Source organism: Denitratisoma sp. DHT3 (assembly GCF_007833355.1).
Taxonomy (GTDB): domain Bacteria; phylum Pseudomonadota; class Gammaproteobacteria; order Burkholderiales; family Rhodocyclaceae; genus Denitratisoma.
In genome coordinates this window covers 1,993,131-2,009,490 of sequence record NZ_CP020914.1, presented here as the reverse complement: position 1 = coordinate 2,009,490, position 16,360 = coordinate 1,993,131, and the positions used below count along the sequence as shown (strand labels likewise).

The 16,360-nt window shown below is 67.3% G+C and carries 17 protein-coding genes and 1 other RNA gene; 10 read left to right on the top strand and 8 right to left on the bottom strand.

All coding sequences use genetic code 11. The features are described 5' to 3' along the window. The first annotated feature begins 171 nt into the window (after positions 1–171). On the top strand, positions 172–1,098 hold the full coding sequence (locus tag B9N43_RS09255) for a phosphate/phosphite/phosphonate ABC transporter substrate-binding protein (RefSeq protein ID WP_222428697.1): 927 nt from the start codon (positions 172–174) through the stop codon (positions 1,096–1,098). Then, positions 1,095–3,971, top strand: a complete 2,877-nt coding sequence (locus tag B9N43_RS09250; protein WP_145841978.1) for an EAL domain-containing protein — start codon at positions 1,095–1,097, stop codon at positions 3,969–3,971. Before B9N43_RS09255 ends, B9N43_RS09250 begins: the two co-directional genes overlap by 4 nt. 289 nt (positions 3,972–4,260) lie before the next feature. Here B9N43_RS09250 and rnpB read toward each other — a convergent pair. The 5 genes from rnpB to rsmI all read right to left on the bottom strand — a co-directional run bounded on the left by rnpB (position 4,261) and on the right by rsmI (position 7,651). After that, an RNA gene (rnpB, locus tag B9N43_RS09245) (RNase P RNA component class A) lies at positions 4,261–4,631 on the bottom strand. Between the two features lie 37 nt (positions 4,632–4,668). Beyond that, positions 4,669–5,295 carry a PaaI family thioesterase gene (locus B9N43_RS09240; RefSeq protein ID WP_145841977.1) on the bottom strand — a complete coding sequence of 209 codons (627 nt, stop codon included), beginning with the start codon at positions 5,293–5,295 and terminating at the stop codon, positions 4,669–4,671. 65 nt (positions 5,296–5,360) lie between these two features. Beyond that, positions 5,361–5,789: a hypothetical protein gene (locus B9N43_RS09235; protein WP_145841976.1), complete on the bottom strand. Its 429-nt coding sequence runs from the start codon at positions 5,787–5,789 to the stop codon at positions 5,361–5,363. Beyond that, complete coding sequence (pyrC, locus tag B9N43_RS09230) at positions 5,786–6,829, bottom strand: dihydroorotase (RefSeq protein WP_145841975.1); 1,044 nt, start codon at positions 6,827–6,829, stop codon at positions 5,786–5,788. The genes B9N43_RS09235 and pyrC overlap by 4 nt, the downstream gene beginning before the upstream one ends. A 9-nt stretch (positions 6,830–6,838) precedes the next feature. Then, positions 6,839–7,651 (bottom strand): 16S rRNA (cytidine(1402)-2'-O)-methyltransferase, encoded by an 813-nt coding sequence (gene rsmI, locus B9N43_RS09225; protein ID WP_409994717.1) that lies wholly within the window; start codon positions 7,649–7,651, stop codon positions 6,839–6,841. A 40-nt stretch (positions 7,652–7,691) separates the two neighbouring features. On the opposite strand from rsmI, the gene B9N43_RS09220 reads away from it, so the two are divergent. From B9N43_RS09220 to B9N43_RS09195, 6 genes are all read left to right on the top strand, one after another. Then, positions 7,692–8,075 (top strand): YraN family protein, encoded by a 384-nt coding sequence (locus B9N43_RS09220; protein ID WP_145841973.1) that lies wholly within the window; start codon positions 7,692–7,694, stop codon positions 8,073–8,075. Further along, positions 8,056–8,427 (top strand): HIRAN domain-containing protein, encoded by a 372-nt coding sequence (locus tag B9N43_RS09215; RefSeq protein WP_145841972.1) that lies wholly within the window; start codon positions 8,056–8,058, stop codon positions 8,425–8,427. The genes B9N43_RS09220 and B9N43_RS09215 overlap by 20 nt, the downstream gene beginning before the upstream one ends. Before the next feature lie 69 nt (positions 8,428–8,496). Further along, positions 8,497–9,090: a phosphoheptose isomerase gene (locus tag B9N43_RS09210; RefSeq protein WP_145841971.1), complete on the top strand. Its 594-nt coding sequence runs from the start codon at positions 8,497–8,499 to the stop codon at positions 9,088–9,090. After that, positions 9,087–9,761: a BON domain-containing protein gene (locus B9N43_RS09205; protein WP_145841970.1), complete on the top strand. Its 675-nt coding sequence runs from the start codon at positions 9,087–9,089 to the stop codon at positions 9,759–9,761. The genes B9N43_RS09210 and B9N43_RS09205 overlap by 4 nt, the downstream gene beginning before the upstream one ends. A gap of 19 nt (positions 9,762–9,780) precedes the next feature. After that, on the top strand, positions 9,781–10,269 hold the full coding sequence (rfaE2, locus tag B9N43_RS09200; protein WP_145841969.1) for a D-glycero-beta-D-manno-heptose 1-phosphate adenylyltransferase: 489 nt from the start codon (positions 9,781–9,783) through the stop codon (positions 10,267–10,269). A 19-nt stretch (positions 10,270–10,288) separates the two neighbouring features. Then, positions 10,289–11,263, top strand: a complete 975-nt coding sequence (locus tag B9N43_RS09195) for a flavin reductase (protein ID WP_145841968.1) — start codon at positions 10,289–10,291, stop codon at positions 11,261–11,263. A 49-nt stretch (positions 11,264–11,312) separates the two neighbouring features. Here B9N43_RS09195 and B9N43_RS09190 read toward each other — a convergent pair whose 3' ends face one another. Next, positions 11,313–12,086 carry a glucose 1-dehydrogenase gene (locus tag B9N43_RS09190; RefSeq protein ID WP_145841967.1) on the bottom strand — a complete coding sequence of 258 codons (774 nt, stop codon included), beginning with the start codon at positions 12,084–12,086 and terminating at the stop codon, positions 11,313–11,315. Positions 12,087–12,122: 36 nt separating this feature from the next. After that, positions 12,123–12,974, bottom strand: coding sequence for an SDR family NAD(P)-dependent oxidoreductase (locus tag B9N43_RS09185; protein ID WP_145841966.1), 852 nt, complete (start codon positions 12,972–12,974; stop codon positions 12,123–12,125). Between the two features lie 149 nt (positions 12,975–13,123). On the opposite strand from B9N43_RS09185, the gene B9N43_RS09180 reads away from it, so the two are divergent. Then, the gene (locus B9N43_RS09180) at positions 13,124–13,531 is read left to right on the top strand and encodes a cupin domain-containing protein (protein ID WP_145841965.1); all 408 of its coding nucleotides are present in this window, start codon (positions 13,124–13,126) and stop codon (positions 13,529–13,531) included. A 104-nt stretch (positions 13,532–13,635) separates the two neighbouring features. Then, positions 13,636–14,742 carry a Zn-dependent alcohol dehydrogenase gene (locus B9N43_RS09175; protein WP_145841964.1) on the top strand — a complete coding sequence of 369 codons (1,107 nt, stop codon included), beginning with the start codon at positions 13,636–13,638 and terminating at the stop codon, positions 14,740–14,742. Between the two features lie 106 nt (positions 14,743–14,848). Here B9N43_RS09175 and trpE read toward each other — a convergent pair whose 3' ends face one another. Next, complete coding sequence (gene trpE / locus B9N43_RS09170) at positions 14,849–16,324, bottom strand: anthranilate synthase component I (protein WP_145841963.1); 1,476 nt, start codon at positions 16,322–16,324, stop codon at positions 14,849–14,851. Positions 16,325–16,360: the final 36 nt, after the last annotated feature.

The following is a 16,360-nucleotide window of genomic DNA, read 5'->3' as shown; positions in this document are numbered from 1 at the left end:
AATTGGCCGGTGGGGGACGACGACTTCGCACTGATCGTGACGGAGTTGCGGCAAAATGCTGCCGGCTCATCGTGCCACCCTCGACAACGGGCGCCGCGACCAATGATAATTACCACTCTACTAAGGTGGGTAATGGAATGGGGCGATGAATAGAATGCGGAGCGAGACTCAGTGAAGGGCACTGTCGGGCGCCGCAGTTTACGCGCCGCCGTGGTTGCCTTGGCGATGGCGGTGCTGGCCGGTTGCGACCAGGCGCCACCGGTGGCGGGCCCCGTGTATGACCCACGGCCGGAACCCGGCCAGGGACCCAGCTACCGCCTGGCCGTGCACCCCTTGCACAACCCGTCGAAACTCTTCGCGGTCTATCAGCCGCTGGTCGAATATCTGAACCGGCAGATGCCCGAGGCCCACTTCCTGTTGGTGGCGTCCAGGGACTATCCCAGTTTCGAGAAAAAAATCCGCGAGCGCAGCGCCGAGTTCCTGTTGCCGAATCCCTGGCAGACCCTCGAGGCCATGAAAGCCGGGTTTCATGTTTTCGCCATGGCGGGGGATGCGGATGACTTCAAGGGCATCTTCGTCGTCCGCCGCGACAGCGGTATCCGCCGTCCCGCCGATCTGCGCGGCCGCGCGGTGAGCTATCCGGCGGCAACGGCGCTGGCGGCTTGCATCATGCCCCAGGCCTGGCTGCACAGCCAGGGCGTGGATGTGATGCGCGATATCGAGAACCGCTACGTCGGCTCCCAGGAGTCGTCGATCATGAATGCCTATCAGGGACGCACGGCCGCCGGCGTCACCTGGCCGCCACCCTGGCGCGCTTTCCAGAAGAACCACCCGCAGGAGGCGGCGGCACTGCAAGTGATCTGGGAGACTCCCCATTTGATCAACAATTCGGTGATGGCGCGGGACGATGTGCCCGTGGCGGTGCGGGAGCGGGTTGCACAACTGCTGCTGAAGCTTCATGAAACGCCCGAAGGACGAGGAATTCTGGCGGTCATGGAAACTGCCCGCATTCATGCGGCCGACGATTCCAGCTACGACGTGGTGCGGGAATATGTCGCCCGTTTCGAGCGTCAGGTCCGTCCCGTGGAGCCGAAATGAAACTGTCCGCTCCACTGCGATCCCTGCGCACATGTCTGCTCGGCTCCGTGCGCCGCAAGTTGATCCTGAGCGTGGCGCTGGTCCATGCCACGATGATGACCATCTTCGTCATCGATCTCACCCAGCGTCAGAGGGAGATGCTGTTGGCGCACCAGGTCGAAAACAGCACCACGCTGGTACGCAGCCTGGCCGTGAGCTCGGCTGACTGGCTGGGGGCCATGGATATCGCCGGTTTGCAAGATCTCATCGATGCCCAGCGGCGCTTCCCCGATCTGGCCTTCGCCATGGTTCTCGACCAGCAGGGCCGGGTGGTGGTCCATACCGATCTCGCCCGGATCGGCCAGTTCGTCCGTGATTTGCCCCGGCAGGGGACTGGCGTGAGGGTGCTGAGCCGGCGCCTGGAACTGGTGGATAGTTTTGCGCCGGTGATCCTGGCCGGCCGCACCATTGGTTGGGTGAGGGTGGGGATCGGCCAGCAGAGCACCCACGCCAAGCTCGAGGCGATCGCCAGGGAGGGCATGCTCTATGCCGTCGCGGCGATCGCCATCGGCGCCTTGCTGGCCTTGGCCCTGGGCAACGGCCTGACCCGCCGCCTGCGCGCCATGCAGACGGTGATGGATCGGGTGCGCATGGGCCAGACCGAACAGCGGGTGACCGTGCCGGGCGAGGACGAGGTCGCCAGACTGGCGACGGAGTTCAACCGCATGCTTGCCGCCCTGGATGAGCAGCGCCAGGCGCTCGCCGATTCCCAGACCGACCTGGCGCGGGGGCGCGGTTTCCTCAAGGCCCTGATTCAGAACATCCCCGACCTGGTCTGGCTGAAGGATCGCGACGGCGTCTATCTGCTCAGCAACCCTCGTTTCGAGAGCTTCTTCGGCAAGTCGGAAACGGAGATCGTCGGCAAGACCGATTACGATTTCGTCACACGAGAGTCAGCCGATTTCTTCCGCGAGCACGACGCGGCGGCTCTTGCCGCCGGCCGACCGCTGGCCAACGAGGAGGAGGTCACTTTCGCCACCGACGGCCATCGGGAGTGGCTGCTCACCACGAAGACGCCAATGGTGGACGCCGAGGGCCAGGTGATCGGCGTTCTCGGCATCGGCCGCGACATCACTGCCGCCAAGCGGGCGGACGAGCGCATCCGGGCCAGCCTCGACCGGCTCAACGAGGCGCAGCGCATCGCCATGCTGGGCAGTTGGACCCTGGATCTGCGCAGCAACCATCTCGAATGGTCGGACGAGATCTATCGCATTTTCGAGATCGATCCGGCGACCTTCTCAGCGTCCTATCAGGGATTCCTCGATGCCGTCCATCCGGAGGACCGGCAGAGGGTGGACGAGGTTTTCTCGGACTGCCTCAAGAACGGCAGCGCCTACGAAATCATTCATCGCTTGCTGCTGGCCGACGGCCGTGTGAAACACGTCCATGAGCGCGGCGAGATACGGTATGCCGCGGACGGCACGCCTTCGATGGTCCAGGGCACGGTGCAGGATGTCACCGAGCGCAAGCAGTCCGAGGAGCGGATCCATCGCCTGGCCTACTACGATGCCCTGACCGGCCTGCCCAATCGCAGCCTGTTGATGGACCGCATGACTCAGGTCATGGCCGCCGGTCGTCGCCAACACTGGCAGGAAACCCTGCTGCTGCTCGACATCGACCGTTTCAAGAACATCAATGACGCGCGTGGCATGAGCCTTGGCGACAGTCTGCTGCAGGCGCTGGCACGGCGGCTGCAAGGATTGATCCGCGACGGGGATACCCTGGCCCGCGTGGCGGCGGACGAATTCGCGTTGCTGCTGCAGGACATGGGCAGCCATCCGGCCCAGGGCTCGCGGCAGGCGCTGGCGGTGGCGGAAAAAATTCATGCCGCCCTGCGGGAACCGTTCGACATCGCCGGTGAAGCAGTGACCGTCACCGCCAGTTTCGGCGTCACCTTGTTCCCGGAGAGCGGCGAGGATACGCCGGAGGCCGTACTGCGGCGGGCGGACACCGCGCTGCACCGCGCCAAGGACGCCGGCGGCAATCAGAGCGCCTTCTTCGAGACCGCCATGGGCGAGTTCGCCCAGCAGCGATTCGCCATCGAGGCCGAACTGCGACGTGGCATTCCGGCCGGCGAACTGCGGCTCTATCTGCAACCCCAGGTCGATGCCCAGGGCCGCCTTGCCGGTGCAGAGGCTCTGGTGCGCTGGCAGCACCCGCAGCGGGGCCTGCTGCCGCCGAGTGTGTTCGTTCCCATCGCCGAGGAATCGGATCTGATCGTGGAACTGGGCGCCTGGGTGCTGAGGGAGGCCTGCCGCCTGATGGCTCGGCACGAGTCGGCCGGATTCACCCTGCGTCTTTCGGTCAATCTTTCTCCCCGCCATTTCCGTCAGGCCGGTTTCGTACCCTGGGTCAGGGAGTTGCTGACCGACACCGGCGCCGATCCCACGCGCCTGACTCTGGAAGTGACTGAGGGCCTGGTGATCGACAACGTGAGCGACGTGGTGACCAAGATGAGCGAACTGGCGGCCCTGGGCATTCATTTCTCGGTGGATGACTTCGGTACCGGCTACTCGTCGCTGGCCTATCTGAAGCGGCTGCCGATCCACGAATTGAAGATCGACAAGAGCTTCGTCCAGGACGCCCCGAACGATCCCGACGATGAGGCCCTGGTGGAAACCATTCTCGCGGTGGCCCGGCACATGCACCTCAAGGTGGTGGCCGAAGGGGTGGAGACCGAGGAGCAGGCCGCCTTCCTCAATGCCCGCGCCAGCGTGATCCATCAAGGATATTTGTACGGCAGGCCGCAGCCCGCCGAAGTCTGGGAGGCGCGCTGGCTCAACGAAGCCGCCGCTTCCGGCGACCGCGGCGGCCATCGGACGACCATCGGCTGAACCTTGAAACCTCGGCGTGCAGCGCGGTTCTTAGCGTGAAAATGGAGCTTTTCCGCCGGACGGCCCCAAGGGAAACCACGGCGGACACGGCGAAAATCCTCCTCGTTTCGGAGCAGGTCAGAACATCCGTGCTTCCTCGATGAAGCTTTTCCGCCGCGCCGCCGCAAGGAAAAGCGGCACGCGGCAAAGCCGCAATGCCATCGGTGCCGCTACGAAGCCCCCCAAACATCCGAGCGCAGCGAGCCGTATCGAACCCCCCGGAGGGGGGCGAAGGGGGGGGATTGAAAAATTGGGAAGTTCGCCGATAAGCCGGGTTCTGTCGTGGGCAGCCATTCCTCTGGGCCTGCCGTTACCGGCAGGCTCTAGCAGCCTACCCGGGAGCAGCGCGAGCCACGCTATCGCTCCCCTATTTGGCCTTGCCCCGGATGGAGGTTGCCGTGCCGTCCGTGTCGCCACGTCCGCGGTGGGCTCTTACCCCACCGGTTCGCCCTTGCCTGATCTCCTTGCGGAGCCATCGGCGGTATGTTTTCTGTTGCCCTGTTCGTCGCCTTGGGCCTCTTGCGAGGCTTGCTGCGCCCGGCCGTTAGCCGGCATCCTGCTCTATGGGGCCCGGACTTTCCTCCATGAGCTTGCGCTCACAGCGGCTGCCTAGCGAACTTCCCGGACGGATTGTACGTCAGCCCCGCCAGGGGAGGCGTCAAATCCTGAAATCCGGATCGTCGACCACGCCGGGCGCATGGATGAACAGCGCCCGCGCGGTCGTCAGCAGCTCGTCCCGTCCATTCCGGCACTCGCCCTGGATGTTGACCTTGCGTCCGGCCACTTCCTCGATCCAGCAGGCGAAGCGGACGGTCTCGTCGAGCAGCGTCGGCCGTTGAAAGTCGATGGTGAGGGAGGCCGTGAAGCCGCCGGTCTTGTTGAGCAGGTTGGCATTGGCGAACAACTGGTCATAGACCGCGGCCAGCACGCCGCCGTGGACCGTGCCCGGCGGCCCTTCGTGGATGCAGTCGAAGCGGACGTCGGCCAGGAGACGCCCCGGCTCGCGGAGGAAATGCAGGCGCGGCGCCACCGGATTGCAGGGGCCGCTGACCGGGCTGTAGGGCATCAGCCATTCGATGCCGCCGCTCAGGTCGCGCGGCTGATAGGCCGGCAGCATGGGCCGGTCGCCGCGCTGCCGCGCCATGTCCTGGTTCAGCCTGGCGATGGCGGCGGTCAGCGCCTGGACCGCCTCGGCGTCGGCATTCAGCCGGCGCAGATGCGTCAGGGTTTCGCAAAGGGACAGGGCGAGTTCGTGATAGGCCTGCTGGGCCGGGGTCAACTGCATGGAAAGCTCCGCGGAAAAACGGGGACGGACGCTGCGTGCGCACGCAGCGGATGCGGTTTGGGCGTTCAGGCCCCCGGCTTGTTCACGGCGGCCCTGAATTTCAGGCTGCCGTCCTTTTCGTCGAAAGTGCCGAGCGGCAGACCCGGCTCCGGCGGCGGCTCCTTGAATGCCTGGAACGCACACTTGCCGGTCTCCGTGACGTACCAGCGCTTGCCCTGGTGCAGGATGAAGCCGCCTTCGAGGGATTCATACAGCTCCAGCTTGAAGTTGCCGTCGGCCGGCGCATTCTTCAGGCGATGGCGGCGCATGCACTCGGGCAGCCGCGTCACCACCAGGGACACCTCCCAGTCGCTCCAGGGCCAGGGCTTGTCACGCAGCACGGACAGGGAATGGTCGCGATTGCCGTCGATCAGGTAGGAGGCCGAGTCGGCGTCGCAGCCGGTCAGGAGCAGCGCCAGCAGACAGGAGAAGACGAGGCGGGTCGGTGATTTCATTTTTCGTCCACCAGTTTCCAGGCCACGGTCTCCCCCGCCCGCAGCGGCACCAGGGGGTCATTCGTCAGCATCGGCTGGCTCGCCGCCACTGGCCAGGGTTCCGCGACGAGGGTGATGCGTTCGCGGTTGCGCGGCAGGCCGTAGAAGTCGGGGCCATGGAAGCTGGCGAAGGCTTCCAGCTTGTCCAGGGTGCCCGCCGCCTCGAAAGCCTCGGCATAGAGCTCGATGCCGGCATGGGCGGTGTAGCAGCCGGCGCAACCGCAGGATGTTTCCTTGGTGCTTCTGGCGTGGGGCGCCGAATCGGTGCCGAGGAAGAATTTCGGATTGCCCGAGGCCGCGGCCGCCACCAGCGCCTGGCGGTGGGCCTCCCGTTTCAGCACCGGCAGGCAGTAATGGTGGGGGCGGATGCCGCCGGCGAAGAGCGCATTGCGGTTGAGCAGCAGGTGGTGGGCGGTGATCGTCGCCGCCACGTTGCGCCCCGCCGCGGCGACGAACTGGACGCCTTCGCGGGTGGTGACGTGCTCCAGCACCACCTTGAGGGCGGGGAAGTCCCGCAGCAGCGGCGAGAGCACGGTGTCGATGAACACCGCCTCGCGGTCGAAGACGTCCACCGCCGGGTCGGTCGCCTCGCCATGCACCAGCAGCGGCATGCCCAGCGCTTCCATGCGGGCGAGGGCGGCGCGGCACCTGGCCAGGTCGGTCACGCCGGCGTCGGAGTTGGTGGTGGCCCCGGCCGGATAGAGCTTCACGGCATGGACGATGCCGCTGGCGCGGGCGGCATCGATCTCGGCTGGCGGCGTATTGTCGGTCAGATACAGCGTCATCAGCGGCTCGAAGACTAGGCCGGCGGGCAGCGCGGCCAGGATGCGCTCCCGGTAGGCGCCGGCCTGGGCCACGGTGGTCACCGGCGGCCTCAGGTTGGGCATGATGATGGCGCGGGCGAAGCGCCTGGCGGTGTCGGGCAGGACGGCCTGGAGGGCGTCGCCGTCGCGCAAGTGCAGATGCCAGTCGTCGGGGCGGGTGATCGTGAGGGTTTTCATGGTGTCCGATTATAGGTCTTTGAGTTCCAGCGCCCGCTGGTACAGCGCGTTCCTGCCCTGGCCGGTGATCGCCGCCGCCAGCTTGGCCGCCTGCTTCACCGGCAGTTCCGCCAGCAGCAGCTTCAGTACGCGCTCGGCTTCGTCGTCCAGTCCTGTGCGCGGCGGCGGGGCGGAAACGATCAGCACGAATTCGCCGCGGCGACGGTTGTCGTCGGCGGCGAACCAGGCCGGCGCCTCGGCCAGGGGCAGGCGTACGATCTGTTCGAAGAGCTTGGTCAGTTCCCGTGCCACCACCAGTTCCCGTCCCGGCTCCAGCAGCGCGACCAGGTCGGCGACGGTCTCCTCCACCCGGTGCGGCGCCTCGTAGAACACCAGGGCGGCGGGAACGGCGGCCAAGGCGGCGATCTGGGTGCGCCGCGGGCCGGGCTTGGGCGGCAGGAAGCCGACGAACAGGAAATGTTCATCGGCGAGGCCGGAGGCGGACAGGGCCGCGATGGCAGCGTTGGCGCCGGGCAGCGGGACGACTGGAAACCCCGCCGCCTGCACCGCCGCCACGACCCGGGCGCCGGGGTCGGAGACGGCCGGCGTGCCGGCGTCGGAAATCAGCGCCACACTCTGGCCCTGGCGCAGCCGGGCGACCAGTTTTTCGCCCGCCTCCCGTTCGTTGTGCTCATGCACGGCGAGGGTCGGCGTCCGGATGCCGTAGTGGTCGAGCAGGCGCCGGGCATGGCGCGTGTCCTCGCAGGCGATGAGGTCCGCCTGTTTCAGGATGTCCACGGCGCGCAGGGTGATGTCGCCCAGGTTTCCCAGGGGCGTCGCCACCACGTACAATGCTGTTGTCTTATTTGGCGCGGGGTTCGATATGTCGCTCATTGGCCGCATTTTCCGGCGCGAGGCCCTCACGCGCAAGCGCGGCGCGGCGGCGGAGGATCTGGCCGCCGCGTATTTGCGCGCCCGGGGCGTAGACATCCTGGCCCGCAACTACCGGATCAAGGGGGGCGAGATCGATCTGGTCGGGCAACTGGGCGAGATGCTGCTGTTCGTCGAGGTGAGACTGCGCAGCCGGGCCGACTTCGGCGGCGCCGCGGCCAGCGTCACGCGCGCCAAGCAGCGCCGCCTGCGGCTGGCGGCGAGTCATTATCTGCAGCGCCACGGCGAACGGCCCTGCCGTTTCGACTGCGTGCTGATGGACGGTCTCGATCCGGCGCGGATCGAGTGGTTGCGCGATGCGTTTTCTGCGGATTAGCGTCAGCGCCTGCTGCCTGTGGGCCCTGCCGGCGGTGGCCGACAGTATCCGCATGCTGGTGCAGAGTTCGCCCCTGGCGGGTTTCCAGTATTACGCCGGCAACGCCCGCTGGGACGAAATGCGCGAGGGCGACCGGCTGGACCTGGTGCGGGAGCCGGACAACCCCCACGATGCCTGGGCGGTGCGCGTGGAATGGCGCGGCGAGAAGCTGGGCTATCTGCCCCGGGCCGAGAACCGGGCGGTGGCGACGGAACTGGACCGCGGCGGCCGGGTCGAGGCGCGCATCGCGCGCCTGCGCCAGCATCGGAACCCCTGGCAGCGGGTGCTGGTCGAGGTATTTGTGGCGCTGTGAAAGGCTGATTCGGCTGTCCGGGGTGGGATCAGAGGCTAAAATGTACCGATTCCAATACAAGGCAGCCCCATGAGCATCGAGCAGCGCATTCGCGGCCAGTTCCAGGCCAGCATCGCCACCAAGCAGGCCGCCGAGGCTGCGATGGTCGGTCCCATCGCCCGTGCCGTCGATCTGATGGCGGCCTGCCTCCGCGCCGACGGCAAGATCATGGCCTGCGGCAACGGCGGCTCCGCCGGCGATTCCCAGCATTTCGCCGCCGAGCTGATCAACCGCTTCGAGCGCGAGCGGCCGCCGCTGTCCGCCATCGCGCTCAGCACCGACACTTCGACCCTGACATCGATCGCCAACGACTACCGCTACGAGGACGTCTTTTCCAAGCAGGTCCATGCGCTGGGGCGCAAGGGCGACGTGCTGCTGGCGATTTCCACCAGCGGGAACTCGCCCAACGTGATCGAGGCCATCAAGGTGGCGCACCATAAGGGCATCGCCGTGGTGGCGCTGACCGGCAAGCAGGGGGGGAGGATGGCCGCGTTGCTGGCGCCCGGCGACGTGCATCTGTGCGTCCCGGCCGACAAGACCGCCCGCATCCAGGAAGTGCATTTGCTGGCCCTGCACTGCCTGTGCGACGGCATCGACCAACTGCTTTTTGGAGACGCGCCATGAGACTCGACAAGACCCTTGCCACCTGGACCCTGGCCGCCGGCCTGACGGCGCCGCTGCTGGCCGGCTGTTTCGGCGCCGCCGCCGTGGGCGTCGGCGCCACCGCGCTGATACTCGCCGACCGGCGCCCTTCGGAGATCTATCTCGCCGACGAGGCCATCGAGCTGCGCGCGGTGTCGCGGATCAACGAGAAGTATGGCGACCAGGTCCATGTCAATGCCACCAGCTTCAACCATGCCCTGCTGTTGACCGGCGAGGCGCCGAGCGCCGGGGTCAAGGCCGACATCGACAGGATCGCCGCCGGCGTGCCGAACGTGAAGTCGATCGCCAACGAATTGCAGATCGCCGGGGTCAGTTCCCTGGGCTCCCGCAGCAACGACAGTTTCATCACCTCCAAGGTCAAGGGGCGTTTCGTCGATGCCGCCAAGTTCCCCGCCAACAACGTCAAGGTGGTGACCGAGGCCGGCGTGGTCTACCTGATGGGACTGGTGACGCGCCGGGAAGCCAATGACGCGGTGGATATCGCCCGCACCACGGGCGGCGTGCTGAAAGTGGTGCGCGTCATGGAGGTCATCTCCGACGAGGAGGCGCGTCGCCTGGACAACCAGGCGGCGCAAGGCAGCGGGGCGCCGGCCACCAGCGCCGGCGGCAGACAGCCGGCCCGCGCGCCCTGAGTCCTCCCCCGCCAAGCCGATGAATTACTCCGCTCCGGCCTTCGAGGCCAAATGCTGCGCGCCCGCCGATCTGGCCGCCCGCGTCGCCGCGCTGCCCCGTCCGCTGGTGTTCACCAACGGCTGTTTCGACATCCTGCATCGCGGCCACGTCACCTATCTGGCCCAGGCCCGCGCGCTCGGTGCGGCGATGGTGGTGGCGCTCAACACCGACGCCTCGGTGAAACGCCTGGGCAAGGGCGACGACCGGCCCATCAACCGCCTGGAGGATCGCATGGCGGTGATGGCCGCCCTGGAGTGCGTGTCCCTGGTCACCTGGTTCGACGAGGACACGCCGCTCCAGCGCATTCTCGATTGCCGTCCGGAGGTTCTGGTCAAGGGCGGCGACTGGCCCGTCGAGCGGATCGTCGGTTATGGCGAGGTGCGGGGCTGGGGCGGGGCGGTGCACTCGATTCCCTTCATTCATCAGCGCTCGACCACCGCGCTGGTAGACAAGATCCGTCGCCTCTGAGCGCGTTCCCGAAATCCCCATGTCCCGTCCGACCATCGACGCCCGCGACTTCCGTACCGCCCTGGGCAGCTTCGCCACCGGCGTCACCGTGATCACCACGCGTGCCGCCGACGGCACGCCGGTGGGGCTCACCGCGAACAGCTTCAATTCCGTCTCCCTGGAGCCGCCGATGGTGTTGTGGAGCCTGGCCCGGACGGCGAAGAGCATGCCGGTCTTCGAGCAGGCGCAGCATTTCGCCGTTCATGTGCTGGCCGCCGATCAGGCCGACCTCTCGGTCCGCTTCGCCCGTAGCGGCGGCGACAAGTTCGCCCACGTCGCGCTGGAGTCGGGCATCGCCGGCCTGCCGCTGCTGCCGGGCTGCGCGGCGCGCTTTCAGTGCAAGACTTCTTTCCGCCACGATGGCGGCGACCATCTGATTTTCGTCGGCGAGGTGCTGGAGTTCGATTGCAACCAGCGCGCCCCGCTGATCTACCATGCCGGCCAGTACGCGCTGTCGGCGCGCCGGGGAGAGATGGACGAGCCGCGCAGCGCGCGCATGGCGGGCAGTTTCGGCGAGGATCATCTGGGCTATCTATTGAGCCGGGCCAGCCACCATTTCTATCAGCCGGTGCGACGCCAGGTCCATGCCCTGGGTCTGTCCGACGACGCCTATTCCCTGCTCAGCCTGCTGACCCTGCGCCAGACCATGAGCCATCAGGATGCGATGGCCCTGCTGGGGCAGGGTGCCAATGCCACGGCCGCGCTGCTGGCCGACATCGGCGACATGGGGCTGGTGGCCCGCGACGAGGCTGGCGAGCCGCGCTATCGTCTCACCGACAAGGGGCGCGACGTCACCTTGCATCTGATGGCCGCTTCCAAGGCGCGGGAATCCGAAGTGTTGAGCGTGCTGGGCGAGGTGGATGCCTTCGCCCTCAAGACCCTGCTGTTGCGCCTGGTACGCGAGCACAGCGCCGATCAGCCCGATCTGTGGGCCGAGCCGGACACGGCGGAGTGAAGCAGGCGCCTCCAGGCCAAGCCCGTGAGGCGCCGATGCTGGATGCCGCTCAGTCGCCGCTGGAGAGGAAGGCGTTGTCCACCCGCAGTTCGGCGCCGTTGATGAACTGAGACTCGTCGGACGCCAGGAACAGCACCACGTTGGCGATGTTGATCGGGTCCGTCGAGCGGGGCATGTCGGGATTGCGGCTGGTCACCTGGGACAGCAGGTCCATGTGATTCACCATCGCGGCGACCATCGGCGTGTTGATGCCGTCGGGGTGGATGGTGTTGCTGCGGATGTTGTAGCCCTTGGTCTTGCAATAGGCCGCCACGCTGCGGCTCAGACCCACCACTGCGTGCTTGCTGGCACAGTAGGCGGAAAACATCGCCAGGCCCGACAAGCCCGCCAGGGAGGACATATTGACAATGGAGCCGCCGCCGGTCTGCTTCATCTCCCGAACCGCGTGCTTGCAACCGAGGAAGTAGCCTTCCACGTTGACCGTCTGGATCTTGCGCCAGAGCTCCAGCGTGGTGTCCTCCAGCGCGGAAGGCATCAGGATGCCGGCGTTATTCACCAGCACGTCCAGGCGGCCGAAGCGTTCCACCGTGGCGGCCATCACCCGCTGCCAGTCGTCCTCGCGGGTGATGTCGTGGCGCAGGAACAGGGCGTCGCCGCCGATCTCCCGGGCCAGGGCCTGGCCGGCGTCTTCGTTGACGTCGGTGATCACCACCCGGGCGCCTTCCCGGGCGAACAACAGCGCGTCCTCGCGCCCCACGCCGCTGGCGCCGCCGGTGATGATGGTTACTTTGCCGGCAACGCGGCCTTTCTTCTCCTGAGTCATTGATTCTCTCCTCCGTGAATTGTTTTGATTGACTGCCTATTCCACCACCGCCGCCGAGAACTCGGTCGGGTTGCCCAGGGCACGGCGGTAGGAAGGCGGCTGACGGCCTTCCAGATCGGTGACGCCGTAGCGCTTGCCCAGTTCCGCCGCCACCTGGATCGCGCCGGAGAGGGACTGCCGCTCCGGATCGTTGTGGAGCGCGGCGATCACGCGGCCGGGAAACTCGGGCGATTCGGCGACCTTGAAGGCGGCACCGTACTTTTCCGGCTCCGCGGCGCAGACGTTGTTGGTGCGCTCGGTCCTGACCAGGCCGAGCCAGAGGGAAATCGCCGTCACATCGAACGGTTTGAAGTCGTGGGCCATGTCGTGGGCCATCTTGTCGGTGCCGGCCTTGCCCGCGCCGTAGGCCGGGCCGTGCATGTAGCAGGTGCCGCCGAAGGATGAGGTGAACACCACGAGGCCCCTGCTCTCGACCAGCAGCGGCGCGGCATTCCAGGTGGTCACGTAGTTGGAGCGCAGGCCGACGTCGAGCAGCGACAATTCCTTCAGGGACTTCTGCCAGAAGGGCTTGACCAGGGTCAGTTCGTCGGGGAGGGCGATGGCGTTGTTGACCAGGATGTCCAGCCGTCCCGCTTCGCGCTTGACCCGTTCGAACAGGGCCGCGACGGACGCCTCGTCGCCATGGTCGCAATGGACGGCGACGCCCTTGCCGCCGCGCGCCGTGATCTCCGCTGCGGTGGCGTCCACCGTGCCGCCCAGCGGCGAGTCGGTCGGCTTGGCGCTGCGCCCCGTGACATAGACGGTTGCCCCCATGGCGCCCAGGGCCAGGGCGATGCCCTTGCCGACGCCGCGCGAGGCGCCGGTGACGACACAGACTTTTCCTTGCATGTAACTTCTCCTGATGACGGGTTCCGCGCCGCCCATGGGGATCCCCGCGTGGACGGCAAAGGGGCGGATCATCTCATGGCCGGGCCGGTGTTGACAGTCCCCTCCCATGCCGCCCATGCTGCCGACCGTGTTCGTATTTTGGTTTCGCCATGAATGACGCCATCGAGCATCGCGGCGCGCCGGCCGCCGCGGGCAATCTGTTGCAGGGACTTCCCGCCGCCGCTGGAGGACGGGAGGCTTTTGAGGAATTGCTGGCGCGGCCTGGTCTGCGTATCGAGCGCATCGTTTCCACCGGCCAGGCCAGCCCGCCCGGCTTCTGGTACGACCAGCCCGACGGCGAGTGGGTGCTGCTGCTGTCCGGCCGGGCCCGGCTGTGGCTGGAAGGGGAGGCGTCCCCGCGTTGTTTGGCGCCCGGCGACTGGATCGACCTGCCGCCCCATTGCCGCCATCGCGTCGACTGGACCGATCCCGATCAGCCGACGGTCTGGCTGGCGGTGCACTATGAGATGGGCATTGGCGCGGGCATGGACCCGGCGGGCGGCGCATGCGTCGGCTGAGCGCCCACCCAAATTGGGAACCCGCTACGGGCGGCGGTCGCCTTTGCTCCTAGAATTCCCCCGCCCTGTCGGGCGACCGACATCAACTTGCCTGGAGAAAATCGATGCGTGCAGCCGTGCTGGAACAACCGGGAGCGCCCCTGAGCGTCGTGGACGACGTGGAAATCATCGCCCCGCGGGTCGGCGAAGTGCGGGTGCGGGTGCGCTATTGCAGTCTCTGCCATTCCGATTACAGCGTGGTCAAGGGCACCTTCCCGGTGGCCGAGCCGATCATCGTCGGCCATGAGGCGGCGGGCGTGGTCGAATCGGTGGGACCGGGCGTCACCCATCTGCAGCCCGGTGACGCGGTGGTGCTGAACGCCATCTATCCCTGTGGTCAGTGCTATTTCTGCCAGCGTGGCGAGCACAGCATCTGCGCCCATGCCACCCAGGCGCTGATCACTCATGCCCTGCCCGACGGCGAGACCGGCTTGTCGCGACAGGGGCGCCGGGTGCTGCGCGGCGTCGGCGTCGGCGCCCTGGCTGAATTCGTGGTGGCGCCGGCCGCTTCGGCGGTGAAGATCGACGCCGACATCCCGCTCGACCTGGCCTGCGTGACGGGCTGCGCGGTGCGCACCGGCGTCGGCGCGGTGCTCAACACCGCCCGCGTGGTGGAGGGCGCCACGGTGCTGATCCTGGGCGCTGGCGGCGTCGGGCTGTCCACCGTGCAGGGCGCGCGCCTGGCGGCGGCATCCACCATCATCGTCTCCGACCCGGTGGCCGAGCGGCGCGAAGCCGCCCTGCGCCTGGGCGCCAGCCACGTGGTGGATCCCACGCGGGAAGATCCGCTGGCGATCGCCTATGGCCTCACCAACGGCATCGGCGTCGATTACGCGTTCGAGACGGCGGGCGCGGCGGCGCTGATCGAACTCGGCATCACGGCCACCCGGCCCGGCGGCACCACGATCTGCGTGGGAGCGCCGCCCTTCGACCAGTCGGTGACCATCCAGAATGCCGTGCTCTTCGCCTCCATGGAGAAGAAGCTGATGGGCAGCCTGCTCGGCGGCGCCCACGCCAGCTACGACATCCTGCGGCTGCTGGCCTTCTGGCGCGCCGGCCGGCTGGACCTGGCGAGCCTGATCACCCAGCGCCGGCCGCTGGCGGAGATCAACGAAGCCTTCGCCGACCTGGGCGCCGGCAAAGGCATCCGCACGGTGATCGAGATCGGGTAATGCCCATGGTCAGGATTTGACATCCTGAGGCGCAGTGTGCCCGCTGCGCTCGAAGTCAGCCGGCACCCCGGGTTTTTGCGTTAAACGGCTGCCGCTGCGGCCGGCTTCAGTCGAGGCGGGTATCCAGTCCCGCCTCGGCCACCTCGGCGGCGCGCAGCAGGGCGCGCGCCTTGTTGCGGGTCTCCTCCCATTCGGCGTCGGGGTTGGAGTCGTAGACGATGCCGGCGCCGGCCTGGACGTAGAGCGTCTGGTCCTTGACCACGGCGGTGCGGATGGCGATGGCCAGATCCATGTCGCCGTTGAAACCGACGTAGCCCACGGCGCCGGCGTAGATGCCGCGCTTGCTGGGCTCCAGTTCGTCGATGATTTCCATCGCCCGCACCTTGGGCGCGCCGGACACGGTGCCGGCGGGGAAAGTGGCTTTCAGCACCGACAGCGCGTTCTCGCCTTCGCGCAGCTCCCCTTCCACGTTGGAGACGATGTGCATCACGTGGGAGTAGCGTTCGATCACGAAACGCTCGGTGACCTTGACGGTGCCGGTCCGGGCCACCCGCCCGGCGTCGTTGCGGCCCAGGTCCAGCAGTTGCAGGTGTTCCGAGCGTTCCTTCTCGTCGGCCAGCAGGTCGGCGGCCAGGGCGGCGTCCTCCTCCGGCGTGGCGCCGCGCTTGCGGGTGCCGGCGATGGGGCGCACGGTGACCTTGCCGTCCTCCAGCCGCACCAGTATCTCCGGCGAGGCGCCGACCACGTGGAACGCGCCGAAGTTGAAATAGAACATGTAGGGCGACGGGTTCAGGGTGCGCAGCGACCGGTACAGGGCCAGCGGCGAGGCGACGAAGGGCTTGGTCATGCGCTGGGAGAGCACCACCTGCATCAGGTCGCCGTCTACGATGTACTGCTTGGCCTTCAGCACCGCCGCCTTGAAGGCCTCCTCGCCGAATTCGGAGACGGCGGGCACGCTCTCGGCCCGGGTGTCGGCGGGGATCGCCGCCGGTTCCCGCAAGCGCGCCACCAGGCCGCGCAGGCGCGCCTGCGCGCGGGCGTGGGCGCCGGATTCGCGGGGGTCGGCATAGACCACCAGGGTCAACTTGCCCGAGAGATTGTCCACCACCGCGATTTCCTCGGAGAGCAGCAGCAGGATGTCGGGGATGTCTTCGCCGTCGGGCTTGCGCCCCGGCGCCAGGCGCGGTTCGATGTAACGGATGGTGTCATAGCCGAAGGCACCCACCAGACCGCCGTAGAGACGGGGCAACTGGGGCAGGTCGGGCACCTGGTAGCGGGCCATGAACTCGCCGACGAAGTCCAGCGGATCGATGTCGGTGCGCAGCTCCGCCACGGACTCGTTCTCGATCACCGTCACCCGCCGGTCATGGACCTCGATGCGGGTACCGGCGGCCAGGCCGATGAAGGAATAGCGGCCGAAGCGCTCGCCGCCCTGCACCGATTCCAGCAGGTAGGTGTAGGGCGCGTCGGCCAGCTTCAGGTAGATGGAGAGCGGTGTGTCGAGGTCGGCGAAGGTCTCGGCGCTGACCGGGATGCGGTTGTAGCCGAGGGCGGCGAGCCGGTTGAATTCGGATTCGTTCATGATGACTCCACGGAAATTCTGCAAGGGGTGCGCGAC